This window comes from Clostridium sp. CAG:265, assembly GCF_000436575.1.
In the GTDB taxonomy this organism is placed as follows: Bacteria; Bacillota; Clostridia; order Clostridiales; family Clostridiaceae; genus Clostridium; species Clostridium lentum.
Genome location: NZ_FR886619.1, coordinates 46446 through 59317 on the forward strand (window position 1 = coordinate 46446; position 12872 = coordinate 59317).

The following is a 12872-nucleotide window of genomic DNA, read 5'->3' on the forward strand; positions in this document are numbered from 1 at the left end:
AGTGTCTTTAATAGCAGATGCTGTTGAGGCTTTAATAGCGGCAATATATTTAGATAAAGGTTTGGAATATGCTAAGGATTATATTATAGGTGCATTTAAAACTATAATAGAAAAGGCTATTAATAATGATATAATTTTAGATTATAAAACTAGGTTGCAAGAATACCTTCAAAAGAATGGGGAAATATCTATAGTTTATGAGTTAATTAAATTTGAAGGGCCACCCCATAGAAGAAAATTCTATACAAAGCTTATTATAGATAATAAGGAAATATCAAGCGGTGAAGGCTACAGTAAAAAAGAGTCAGAACAGGATGCAGCTAAAATAGCATTGAAACAAATGGAGAAGAACAATGAGTAAGAATTATTATATAATACCGATATTTATCTCACATCAAGGATGTCCACATCAATGTGTATTTTGTAATCAAGACAGAATTGCAGGTGTTTATGATGAAGTAACAGCAAATGATGTAAGAGAAAAAATAAATAGTTATTTAGATACTATGGATACTAAGAATTCTATAATAGAAGTATCATTTTTTGGAGGAACTTTTACAGCGATTCCAGTAGCAAAACAAAAGGAACTTTTAGCTGTAGCAAGAGAATATAAAGATAAGGGATTTATTCATAAGATAAGGTTATCTACAAGACCAGATGCAATTAATGGGTACATATTAAACTATTTAAAAGAGTTTAAAGTTGATATAATAGAATTAGGAGTACAATCATTAGATGATAATGTTTTAAGATTAGCAGGAAGAGGTCATAGTGTTAATGATGTTGAAAATGCATCCAGACTTATAAAGGAAGAAGGATTTACCTTAGGACATCAGATAATGCCTGGACTTCCGGGAGATACAAAAGAAATTGATTTAGTAACTATTAAAAAATCCATAGAAATGAAGCCAGATATAGCAAGAATTTATCCGGCATTAGTCATTAAGGATACTCCTATGGAGATAATGTACAATAGAGGTGAGTATAAGCCTTATTCACTTGAAATGGCTGTGAAAGTTTCAAGAGAAATGTTGAAGCTATATAATGAAGCTAAGGTTAAGGTTATCAGAATAGGACTTCAGCCAACCGATACCATAGCTGAAGGAAAAGATGTAGTAGCAGGACCATTCCATCCAGCTTTTAGAGAGCTAGTTGAAGGATCATTAATTTGTGAAAATATAAAGAAAAAGATTAATGAGAAAAGTGACATAATAATTGAGATAAATTCAAAAGATGTTAGCAAATTATATTGCAACAAAAAGCAATATTTTAATAAATTTAAAGAAAATAGACATGGTAAAGTATATGTGAAAACAGTTGATAAGATAAAGAGGGGCAGAGTTAGAGTAACGGTTATAGAAAAGGTTGAAGAATTTAAAATCTAAATATGGAGTGATATATAAATGAAAAAGAAGACAAGAGAAAAAATGATATATGCTATATCTGTATTTATGTTAATTTCTTTTATTTTAGGATTGATTCCAGTACTTATGTAGTAAAAAAGGGGTGAAGTCATGTTTTTAAAGTCGTTGGAAGTGCGTGGGTTTAAGTCTTTTGCAGATAAAACAGAGCTGGAATTTAAAAAAGGCGTAACTGCTGTAGTTGGTCCTAATGGTAGTGGTAAAAGTAATATATCTGACTCAGTAAGATGGGTGCTAGGAGAACAAAGTGTTAAGAGCCTTAGAGGGGGGAAAATGGAGGATGTAATTTTTGCAGGAACTCAATTTAGAAAGCCTCTAGGCCTTGCACAGGTTTCTATTACTTTAGATAATTCTGATGGTACTCTACAAACTGATTATAATGAAGTTACAGTAACAAGAAGAATATTTAGGTCTGGAGAAACAGAGTACTTAATTAATAATCAAAAGTGTAGATTAAAAGATATTACTGAGCTTTTTATGGATACAGGTATAGGTAAGGAAGGATATTCAATAATTGGACAGGGAAAAATAGATGCCATTTTAAGTGGAAAAGCTGAAGATAGAAGAGCACTTTTAGAAGAGGCGGCTGGAATAGTTAAGTATAAGTCTAGAAAAGAAGAGGCAGAAAAAAGATTAGATAATACTGATAATAATCTTGTAAGAATAAGAGATATTATTGCTACTTATGAAGAAAGACTTGAGCCATTAAGAATGGAAAAGGAAAAAGCTTTAGAGTATAGAGAATTGGCAGAAGAGCTAAGAGTTAAGGAAGTATCTCTACTTGTCCATAATATTGAACAGATAAAAAAAGATTATGAGCAAGTATCAAATCAATTAGAAGAAAAAGAAAAAGAAATAAGTGCTAAAAGAGAAATTCTAGATAGATTTAAGGAAAATTTAATTTCTTTAGCAAAAGAAATTGAATCTTTAGAAGAAAAAAATGCAAAGGAAAAAGATGAGTATTATAAAGGCAGAGAAGAAGTAAACCAAAATGAAAAAGAGGTAAGTCTTTTTAATGAAAGAGTGCAAAATTTCAAAAATATGATCCTGAAGGTTGAAGAAGAAATTAATACTTTAAAGATAAAGGTTACAGATTTAGAGTCTGCAAAAGAAGAGTTAGAAAAGAAGCTTTCATCTAAAGAAGAAGAAAAAAATAATAAATTAAATGAATTAAATGAGATAGATAGTTCTATAAATGAAATTAATAATGAAATAAGAAATTTTGAAATGGAAATTTCTGGATTAAAAAGTGAAGAAATTAATAATATTTCAAGAAATTCTAATTTGAATAACTCAATTGTTTCTTTAAGAAAAGATTTAGAAAATAATGAAGAAAAACAAAGAAATATTAAAGCTAATATTGCAAATTTTGAACGTAATTTATCTGTAAATAAAGGAACTATTAAAGAGTTAGAGGAAAATATTAAAGAAACAAGAGAAAATATTAAGAAATTACAAGAAGAGGGGATAAGCTTAAAAAAAGCAATATCTCATGAATATCATAATTTAAGTGGACAAGAAAAGAAAATTAATTTATTAACAAAAAAGATAAATGAAACAGAAGCTAGACATAATATTTTAAATAATTTAGAAAAGCATTATGAGGGATATAATAGAACTGTTAAGAATTTAATGGAGCATGTTAATGCTGGTAGAATAAGTGGTATCAATGAAATAAATGTTGTTGGTGAAAGTTTTAAGGTGGAACAACAATATGAGATAGCCATTGAAGTTGCTTTAGGAGCTGCCATATCGAATGTTATTACAAAAAACGAAGATGATGCTAAAAAACTTATAGGATTTTTAAAGACAAGGGGATTAGGAAGAGCTACATTTCTTCCGTTAAATATTATTAAAGGTAGAAGAATTACACTTCCTAATAATGTGAGAAATTATGATGGATATTTAGGAATTGCTTCTGATTTAATAACTTTTGATGAAAAATATAAAGATATAATGGATTACTCGTTAGGAAGAACACTTATTTCTAAGGATATGGATGCTGCTTTAGCTATTTCAAAGATGGGACAGCATAATTATAAAATTGTTACATTATCAGGGGAATTTATAAATCCTGGTGGAGCACTTACTGGAGGGAGTATCCAAGGAAAGAATAGTAATCTTTTGGGAAGAAAGAGAGAAATAGATGAATTAGCTCTTTTCTTAGAAAAGCAAAAAAATGATTTAAAATCAGAAAAGACAGTATTTGAAGAAATTAAGAAGAAAATTAAGAATATAGATGAAGAAATATTAAATAAGAGAGAAGAAATTCATCAAAAAAATATTGATTTAACAGTGCTAGATGGAGATGTAAAAATTCTAATCAATGAGGTGGATAAGGTAAAAAAATCTATTAAGTTTAGCAATGAAGAATTGGAGAGATTTACTGAAGGTTTTAAAGTGTTAAATGATAGATTGGAAGTTAAAACTAATGAATTAAATACCTTAGAGAATAGAAATAAAGAAGGGCAAGAAAAAATTAAAAGTTTAGATAAGGAACTGGAAAATAGGAGAGTTAGGCTAGAAAATATCAGAAGTTCTTATACAGATATAAGAGTATTAAAAGCGGCTCTAGATGAAAGTCTTGAAGGTGATAAGAGAGAACTTTATGATAAAAATTTAGAAATAGAAGAAACTAAAGAGAAAATTTTAATTTTAGATGAGGAAATAAAATCTAATTTAGAGAATATTGCTATTCTTGAAGAAGGAATTGAAAATAAAAAACATACAATAGATAATCTGAGTGAAAGATTATCAGAATTGGAAAATGTATTTAAAGAAGATGAAGTAAAAAGAATAGATTTAAAGGAAAAGCAAAAATCTAAACAAGCAGAATACAATTTATTTGTTGATGAGATAAAAGTTCATGAAAACGAAATGAATAAGAAAGCTATTCAAAATGCTAAAATAGAAAGTGAGCAGGAAGCATTATTAAATAAGCTTAACTCTGAATTAGAACTTACACTTGCTGAAGCAGAAGATATTGCTGTAAAGATAGACAATATAAACTCTGTAAAGGATACGGTCTATAAATTAAAGAATAAAATAGCAGCACTTGGAATTGTAAATTTATCATCTATTATGGAATATGATGAAGTTTGTGAAAAATATCAATTTATGTCCACACAAGAAGAGGATTTAGAGAAAGCCAAAGAAGAATTACAATCTGTGATAGATGAAATGACCATTAAAATGAGAGAGTTATTTGAGGAAAACTTTAAGATTTTAAATGAAAACTTTGAAGAGACTTTTAAGGAACTATTTAATGGTGGAACTGCAGAACTTACTTTAGAAGATGGGGATGTATTAAAATCTAATATAATCATAAATGTTCAGCCAGCAGGTAAGAAGTTGCAAAATATAAACTTAATGTCTGGAGGTGAAAAGGTTCTTTCAGCAATAGCTTTATTATTTGCCATATTAAAGATGAAACCAACACCATTTTGTATCTTAGATGAAATAGAAGCAGCATTGGATGATGCTAATGTATATAGATATGCAGAGTTTTTAAAGAAGTTCTCAAAAAATGTTCAGTTTATTGTTATAACACATAGAAAGGGAACAATGGAAGCTGGCGATGTTATGTATGGTGTCACAATGGAAGAAAAAGGTGTATCTAAAGTGGTATCAGTAGATTTAGATAAAGAGTAGGAGGATAATTATGTTTGGAAAATTATTTAATAACTTAAAAAATGGATTAACTAAAACAAAAAATGTTTTAACAGATAAGATTAATGAAACATTAAAACTAGCTATAACAATTGATGAAGATCTATATGAAGAATTAGAAGAAATATTAATAATGGCTGATATCGGCATGGATACTACTGTGGAGATTATTGATAGATTAAAAGATAAAATTAGAAAAGAAAAAATCAATGATGTGGAACTAGTAAGACCAGCATTGAAGGAAGTAATTCTTGAAATTATGACTGAAAATGATAATGAGAAAGAAGAGACATTTGTTAGTAAAAAAGAAGTGATGCTTGTAATAGGCGTAAATGGTGTAGGAAAGACTACTAGCATAGGAAAGCTTGCTGCAAAAAATAAAGCTGAAGGAAAGAAGGTATTATTAGCAGCTGCTGACACTTTTAGAGCAGGGGCAATAGATCAGCTAGTAGTATGGAGTGAAAGAGCCAATGTAGATATTGTAAAACATGAAGAAGGTTCTGATCCAGCAGCCGTAGTTTTTGATGCAATAAATGCTTCAAAGTCAAGAAATGTAGATTTATTAATTTGTGATACTGCAGGAAGACTTCATAATAAAAAGAATCTTATGGATGAGTTAGGTAAGATAAATAGAATAATTGATAGAGAACTTAGTGATGCTAAAAAAGAAACACTATTAGTTCTTGATGCAACTACAGGTCAAAATGCTGTAATGCAAGCAAAGCAATTTTCAGATGTGTGTCCAATAGATGGTATAATTCTTACTAAACTTGATGGTACAGCTAAAGGTGGTATAGTAATATCTATCAAGAATACACTAAAAATGCCTGTAAGATATATAGGTGTTGGAGAAGGAGTAGAAGATTTACAAGAATTTGATGCAGAAAGCTTTGTTGAAGCATTATTCTAATTAATTATGAATTGTAAATTTTAGAGGAAACTCTTAGGAGTTTCTTCAAAGTTATAATTGTCAATAAGCAAAAAAATATTGATGAATGGTGAAGTTTATTATATATTTATTTTATTAGATTAAGAAAATTTTTATCTCGTAGAGAAAGAAAATGTGCTTTAACACCTTTATTTATGCGGTTTTAACGTATTCAACAAAAAAATACAAAGTGTTAAGTGAAAATACTTGACACAGGTGATTTTCTTTGATAAAATTTCAGAGGTAGGTAAGGTGATTGCAGATGGAAGATAGAGTTGAGATTTCTTTACTGATGGATATATACAGTCCATTATTAACAGAAAAACAAAAGAATATCATGGAACTTTATTATAATGATGATTTATCTCTTGCTGAAATAGCAGAGCTAAATAATACTAGTCGTCAAGCAATACATGACCTTATAAAAAGATGTTATAAACAAATTCTATCCTATGAAGATAAATTAAATTTGCTTAAAAAATCATTAGAAAGAGAATCAGTGATTGAATCTTTGTTAAATGATATGAAAAATAAGTATTCTATAGAGGAAAATGATTTAGAAGAATACAAGGATATCTTATTTAATTTATAGACTAGGAGGGTTTAAACATGGCTTTTGAAGGTTTAGGCGAGAAGCTACAGGAAACATTTAAGAAGCTTAGAGGTAAAGGGAAGCTTGGTGAAAAAGATATAAAGGAAGCCATGAGAGAGGTAAAGCTTGCGCTATTAGAAGCTGACGTAAACTTTAAAGTAGTTAAAAAGTTTGTTAAAAATGTTAGTGAAAAATGTGTTGGTAGTGAAGTGTTAGAAAGTCTGACACCAGCTCAACAAGTTATTAAAATAGTAAATGATGAACTTACAACTCTTATGGGTGGAAGCAAAAGCGAAATTGACTTCAGTGGTGTAGGGCCAACAGTTATTATGATGGCTGGTTTACAAGGGGCTGGAAAAACTACAATGACTGGTAAGCTGGCACTTCAACTTAGAAAGAATTATAATAAAAGACCACTATTAGTTGCATGTGATATATATAGACCAGCAGCTATTAAGCAATTAGAAATTGTAGGTAAGCAAATTGACGTTCCAGTTTTTCAAATGGGTGATAAAGTAAGCCCAGTGGAAATAGCTAAAGAAGGTATTAAATATGCTAGAGAAAATAGCTTGAACGTTGTAATAATAGATACAGCAGGACGTCTTCATATTGATGAAGAATTAATGACTGAGCTTAAAGATGTGAAAGTTGCCGTAGATCCAAATGAAATTCTACTAGTAGTTGACTCAATGACAGGACAAGATGCTGTAAATGTAGCAGAAACTTTTAATGAAGCATTAGATATAAGTGGAGTTGTTTTAACAAAGCTTGATGGTGATACAAGAGGTGGAGCTGCACTTTCAATAAGAGAAATAATCCAAAAGCCAATTAAGTTTATTGGAGTTGGAGAAAAGATGAATGACTTTGAAGTCTTTCATCCAGATAGAATGGCTTCAAGAATACTTGGTATGGGAGATGTTCTTTCTTTAATAGAAAAAGCACAGGAAGCCATAGATGAAAAAGAAGCTACTGAGTTAAGTCAAAAGATGTTAGAAAATGATTTTACATATGATGATTATCTAACAGCACTTGAACAAATGAAAAAACTCGGACCATTAAATAAGATTATGGAAATGATACCTGGAATGCCTAAGGAAATGAAGGATATTGATTTTGCTGCAGGAGAAAAAGAGTTAGCTAAAGTTAAAGCAATAATTCAATCAATGACAGCAAAAGAAAGAAAAAATCCAAAACTTATTGTTGGATCTTCTACCAGAAAGAAGAGAATTGCCCAGGGTTCAGGAACATCGCTTCAAGCAGTTAATAAGCTTATAAAAGGTCATGATATGATGAGAAAACAAATGAAACAGTTTAAATCATTAACCAAAAAACCTGGTAAAAAAGGATTATTTGGAAAGTTACCTTTTTAAGAAATAAATAGTATACTTTAAGGGAGGTGAAATAATAATGGCAGTTAAAATAAGATTAAGAAGAATGGGTGCTAAGAAAGCTCCTTTCTACAGAGTTGTTGTTGCTGATTCAAGATCTCCAAGAGATGGTAGATTCATCGAAGAAATCGGATACTACAACCCAGTTGCTCAACCAGCTGAAATAAAAATCAACGAAGAAAAAGCTACAAAGTGGATAGCTAACGGAGCTCAACCTACAGATGTAGTTAAGAGATTATTCAACACAGTAGGTATCAACAAATAATTTTTTGGAGGTGAATTTATAGCTGATTTTATTAGCTATAAACCTTATGAAAGAGTTAGTACAAGTAATTGCTAAATCCGTAGTGGATAACCCTAGTGAAGTTCATGTAAATGAGGTTCAGGGTGAGCAATCAGTAGTTCTTGAATTAAGGGTTGCTCCAGAAGATATGGGCAAAGTCATAGGCAAGCAGGGAAAAGTAGCAAAAGCTATTAGAACTGTTGTCAAGGCAGCGTCACTAAATGTAGATAAAAAAATAGTCGTTGAAATATTAGATGACAAGAGCTAGGATTTCCTAGCTCTTTTTTGCTTTATTTAAATAATTATTTTTTGATTTTTATATAAAAGTTTGATATAAATAATATAGTAATAAATATACATACGAGGTGAAGAGATGAGTCAATTATTGAAGGTTGGAAAGATTGCTAACACTCATGGATTAAAGGGAGAAGTAAAGGTTATAGCATTAACTGATAATCCTAAAAGATTTAAGGATTTAGAATATGTTATTATAGATGGAAAAAATATAGCTGTTGAAGGCTGTAAGTTCCAAAAAGACAGAGTAATAGTAAAGTTAGAAGGTATTGATAGAATAGAAGAGGCTGAAAGACTAAAAAATAAATTTATGGAAATACATAGAGAAGATGCAGTAGAATTAGAAGAGGACTGCTATTTCATTGCAGACTTAAGAGAATGTACAGTTTTTGATATAGAAGGAAAAGAATTAGGACAAATTTATGATGTTATTCAAACTAAGAACAATGATGTATACTGGATAAGAAAGCCTAAGGAACTTTTAATACCAGTATTAAAATCTATAGTTACAGATATCAATATAGATGAAAGAAAAATTATCATAAGACCAGTAGGAGAATGGATGGATGAAGATTAATATATTGACTCTCTTTCCAGAAATGTTTGACATATTTAATCATAGTATAATAGGCAAGGCACAAGGTAAGGGCATTATTGATATAGAAGCTGTGAATATAAGAGATTATACTAATAATAAACATAAAAAAGTTGATGATTACCCTTATGGAGGCGGAGCTGGAATGGTTATGCAAGCTCAGCCGGTGGTTGATGCCATAAGAGCATGTAAGAAGGAAAATAAGGGAAAAGTAATTTTTCTTGGACCTAAAGGAAAAACTATGAATCAGTCTCTTGCGAAGGAGCTATCTCAAGAAGAAAATCTTATTTTCTTATGTGGGCATTATGAAGGTATTGATGAAAGAGCTTTTAAAGAAGTGGATATGCAGATTTCACTAGGAGACTTTGTACTTACAGGAGGAGAAGTGGCAGCAATTCCTGTTATTGATTCTATTGTAAGGCTTGTACCTGGTGTTTTAAATAAATCTGAAAGTCATGAAGACGAATCTTTTTCAGATGGCCTTTTAGAATATCCTCAATATACCAGACCAGAAGTTTTTGAAGGAGAAAGGATACCTGATGTATTAATTTCAGGTCATCATGAAAATATAAGGAAGTGGAGAAGACTTCAATCTCTTTTGATTACTAAGGAAAGAAGGCCTGATCTTTATGAAAAAGTTGAGCTAACAAAAGAAGATAAAAAGATTTTAAAATTAAAAAAATAATTGCTTGAAATATAATTTTAATTATGTTAGAATAAGTTTCGTGCTAGTACGGGCGTTCCGCTGTCAAGAACAAAATTTGTTAAGAACGTCAATTATCAATTAGGAGGGAATGCACTATGAACGAAATATTAAGAGCTATTGAAGCAGAACAAATGAGAAATGACTTACCAAACTTCAGAATTGGAGATACAGTTAAGTTACACGTTAAAATCAAAGAAGGTAACAGAGAAAGAATACAAATGTTCGAGGGAACTGTTATTAAGAGACAAAACGGTGGATTAAGAGAAACTTTCACAGTAAGAAGATTAGCTTACGGAGTTGGAGTTGAAAGAACTTTCCCAGTTAACTCTCCAATCATCGAAAAGATGGAAATAACAAGAAGAGGTAAAGTAAGAAGAGCTAAGTTATTCTACTTAAGAGATAGAGTAGGTAAGGCTGCTAAAGTTAAGGAATTATTAACTAGATAATTATAAGTTAATAAAGATATTAAGGGACTTAGTTATAAGTCCCTTTTGTTTTATGGTAAATTAAAATACATAAATTTGTTAACAATATAAATATATATTAAAAAAGAGGTGAAGTGTAGTGGCTACGACAACGATAAACTGGTTTCCAGGTCATATGAGAAAGACTCAAAGAGAAATTAAGGAAAATTTAAAACTTGTAGAAGCAATTATAGAAATTAGAGATGCCAGAATACCAAGAAGTTCTGCTAATCCCGATATAGAAAAGCTTTGTGGAAATAAACCAAGACTTATATTATTAAACAAGAGCGATTTAACAGAAAATTGTGTTACAAGAGAATGGATGAAAGAATTATCTAAGGAGAATGTTAAAGCCATTGAAGTTAATTGTCTAAAGGGCAAAGGATTAAATCAAATAAAGCCAGCACTTGAAGAATTACTAAAAGAAAAGCTTGAAAGATACAAGGCAAAAGGATTAGTAAACGTAGTAATAAGAGTAATGGTAGTAGGGATACCTAATGTAGGTAAGTCTACCTTCATTAACAAGATGGCAAAGAATAATATAGCTAAAACTGGTGACAGACCAGGGGTAACTAAAAGTAAACAGTGGATTAAGACTCCTTTAGGTATAGAATTGTTAGATACACCAGGAGTTCTTTGGCCAAAGTTTGAAGATGAAAGAACTGCATTGAACTTAGCTTTTACAGGAGCAATTAAAGATGAAATAATGGACACAGAAGAACTTTCATATAAATTAGTTGAAAGACTTCAAAAGTATTATGCAGATGAATTAATAGCAAGATATAAGATTGAAAGAGTCTTTGAAGATCCACTAGATACTTTAGATTCAATAGCAAGAAAAAGAGGTTGTCTAATGTCTGGTGGACATATAGATTACAATAGAATTGCTGTTATTTTATTAGATGAATTTAGAGGTGGAAAGATAGGTAATATATCTTTAGAAAGAGTAGATGATGTATTAGACGAAGAAAATGAAGGAGAAGTTTAATATGAATCTATTAGCTGATGATATATCTAAATTAAGTTTTAAAGTAATAAAAGAGGAAATAAGCAAGATAGACTTTAAAGAGTTGTATAATAGCAGTGACTATGAAAAAATTGTATCAATACTTACGGCTGATACAAGAAAAAATGTATCTTCTTTAGGTGCTAAAATAATTAAAGATAAAGAAAAGTTTGACAGTGAAAAGAAACGTATAAGAGCTATGTATGATTTTGACAAATCTTTTGGAAATTATAATGTTATAGCTGGAGTAGATGAAGTAGGAAGAGGACCTCTTGCTGGGCCTATAGTTTCTTGCGCAGTAATCTTGGATTTAAATGTTCTTGACGATGCTCTTATTCTTGAATTAAATGATTCAAAGAAATTAAGCGAAAAGAAACGTGAAGAACTAAGTATAGTAATAAAAGAAAAAGCCCTTGCTTATAAGGTTGCTTATAGGACATCAAAAGAAATTGATGACAAAGGTATAGGTGTATGCAATAATGAAATTTTCTTAGAAGCATGTAATTCTTTAAAGATAAAACCAGAGTTGGTATTATCAGATGGATATGCTGTGAAGGGTCTAGAAATAGATAATAAAGCTGTTATCAAAGGTGATACTAAGTCTGCATCTATAGCAGCGGCTTCAATTGTGGCAAAGGTGTACAGAGATAATTTAATGAAGGAATACGCTGAGAAATATCCATGCTATGGTTTTGAATGTAATGTAGGCTATGGTAGTAGCAAGCATATTGAAGCAATAAAAGAATATGGACCATGTGAAATACATAGAAGGTCTTTCTTAAAAAATATACTAGGATGTTAATAAGTTCTAAAAGCATCTATTAAATGATTTATTTTATATGTATCATTTAAATGATTAAAAATAATTTCTATAACATCATATCTTATATTGTAATCATATAAATTATTTACATATATATAATATGAAGAAATTGAAACTATCTTTCCTTTTTTGTGGCAGGTAACTGATTCTAATGGAGTACCAAAAGAATTAGTATACCTGCTTTTTACTTCGAAAAATATTATTAAGTCATCTTTTACACCAATAATATCTACTTCACCATATCTAGTTTGAAAATTTCTATCTAATATTTTATACCCATTATTAATGAGATAATCTGCTGCAATAGTCTCGCCATATTTTCCAATAGTTTTATTATAATGCATAAAGACATCACCTCTGTATTTATAATCATTAACATATTACTTTTGATTATACAAAAAATCATAGGTTTAATAATAAAAACTTTGTCAATAATCAAGATGGGTGATGAATATGTCAATAAATATATATAGTGCTACTAATCATGGCTTAGATGGAGTGCTGATAAATGTTGAAGTGGATATAATGCGAGGTATACCATCATTTCATATGGTAGGGCTTCCTGAAACATCTGTAAAAGAAGCAAGGGAAAGGGTTCGGGCAGCAATTGTTAATTCTGGATATACTTTTCCTTTAGGACGGATAATAATAAATCTAGCACCGGCGGATGTTAGAAAGAGAGGTACATTTTTAGACCTGCCTA

At 30.1% G+C, this 12872-nt stretch carries 15 protein-coding genes; 14 read left to right on the forward strand and 1 reads right to left on the reverse strand.

The features are described from left to right. The 13 genes from Q5O29_RS07355 to Q5O29_RS07415 all read left to right on the forward strand — a co-directional run. Window positions 1-361 (forward strand): putative dsRNA-binding protein (locus tag Q5O29_RS07355; protein ID WP_302631895.1); only part of this gene is annotated, 361 nt, incomplete at its 5' end. Then, window positions 354-1385 (forward strand): elongator complex protein 3, encoded by a 1032-nt coding sequence (locus Q5O29_RS07360; protein WP_022212316.1) that lies wholly within the window; start codon window positions 354-356, stop codon window positions 1383-1385. The genes Q5O29_RS07355 and Q5O29_RS07360, both read left to right, overlap by 8 nt. 129 nt (window positions 1386-1514) lie before the next feature. Next, complete coding sequence (gene smc, locus Q5O29_RS07365) at window positions 1515-5072, forward strand: chromosome segregation protein SMC (protein WP_022212317.1); 3558 nt, start codon at window positions 1515-1517, stop codon at window positions 5070-5072. 10 nt (window positions 5073-5082) lie between these two features. Continuing rightward, window positions 5083-6000, forward strand: a complete 918-nt coding sequence (ftsY, locus tag Q5O29_RS07370) for a signal recognition particle-docking protein FtsY (protein ID WP_022212318.1) — start codon at window positions 5083-5085, stop codon at window positions 5998-6000. A gap of 280 nt (window positions 6001-6280) precedes the next feature. After that, the gene (locus Q5O29_RS07375) at window positions 6281-6610 is read left to right on the forward strand and encodes a putative DNA-binding protein (protein ID WP_022212319.1); all 330 of its coding nucleotides are present in this window, start codon (window positions 6281-6283) and stop codon (window positions 6608-6610) included. 17 nt (window positions 6611-6627) lie between these two features. Further along, window positions 6628-7980, forward strand: a complete 1353-nt coding sequence (gene ffh / locus Q5O29_RS07380; protein ID WP_022212320.1) for a signal recognition particle protein — start codon at window positions 6628-6630, stop codon at window positions 7978-7980. Between the two features lie 37 nt (window positions 7981-8017). Further along, complete coding sequence (gene rpsP / locus Q5O29_RS07385; protein WP_022168056.1) at window positions 8018-8263, forward strand: 30S ribosomal protein S16; 246 nt, start codon at window positions 8018-8020, stop codon at window positions 8261-8263. 46 nt (window positions 8264-8309) lie between these two features. Beyond that, window positions 8310-8549, forward strand: coding sequence for a KH domain-containing protein (locus Q5O29_RS07390; protein ID WP_022212321.1), 240 nt, complete (start codon window positions 8310-8312; stop codon window positions 8547-8549). 105 nt (window positions 8550-8654) lie between these two features. Beyond that, window positions 8655-9152, forward strand: a complete 498-nt coding sequence (gene rimM, locus Q5O29_RS07395; RefSeq protein ID WP_022212322.1) for a ribosome maturation factor RimM — start codon at window positions 8655-8657, stop codon at window positions 9150-9152. Beyond that, a complete protein-coding gene (trmD, locus tag Q5O29_RS07400) occupies window positions 9142-9855 on the forward strand; it encodes a tRNA (guanosine(37)-N1)-methyltransferase TrmD (protein WP_022212323.1) in 714 nt (237 codons plus the stop codon). Before rimM ends, trmD begins: the two co-directional genes overlap by 11 nt. 116 nt (window positions 9856-9971) lie before the next feature. Beyond that, window positions 9972-10322: a 50S ribosomal protein L19 gene (gene rplS / locus Q5O29_RS07405; RefSeq protein WP_022212324.1), complete on the forward strand. Its 351-nt coding sequence runs from the start codon at window positions 9972-9974 to the stop codon at window positions 10320-10322. A gap of 118 nt (window positions 10323-10440) precedes the next feature. After that, window positions 10441-11328, forward strand: a complete 888-nt coding sequence (ylqF, locus tag Q5O29_RS07410; RefSeq protein WP_022212325.1) for a ribosome biogenesis GTPase YlqF — start codon at window positions 10441-10443, stop codon at window positions 11326-11328. Window position 11329: 1 nt separating this feature from the next. Then, window positions 11330-12148: a ribonuclease HII gene (locus Q5O29_RS07415; RefSeq protein WP_022212326.1), complete on the forward strand. Its 819-nt coding sequence runs from the start codon at window positions 11330-11332 to the stop codon at window positions 12146-12148. Here Q5O29_RS07415 and Q5O29_RS07420 read toward each other — a convergent pair. After that, window positions 12145-12513, reverse strand: a complete 369-nt coding sequence (locus tag Q5O29_RS07420; RefSeq protein WP_022212327.1) for a YraN family protein — start codon at window positions 12511-12513, stop codon at window positions 12145-12147. The two genes, Q5O29_RS07415 and Q5O29_RS07420, sit on opposite strands and share 4 nt — an antisense overlap. A 109-nt stretch (window positions 12514-12622) precedes the next feature. On the opposite strand from Q5O29_RS07420, the gene Q5O29_RS07425 reads away from it, so the two are divergent. Then, a partial coding sequence (locus tag Q5O29_RS07425; protein ID WP_302631900.1) for a magnesium chelatase domain-containing protein occupies window positions 12623-12872 on the forward strand: 250 nt, incomplete at its 3' end.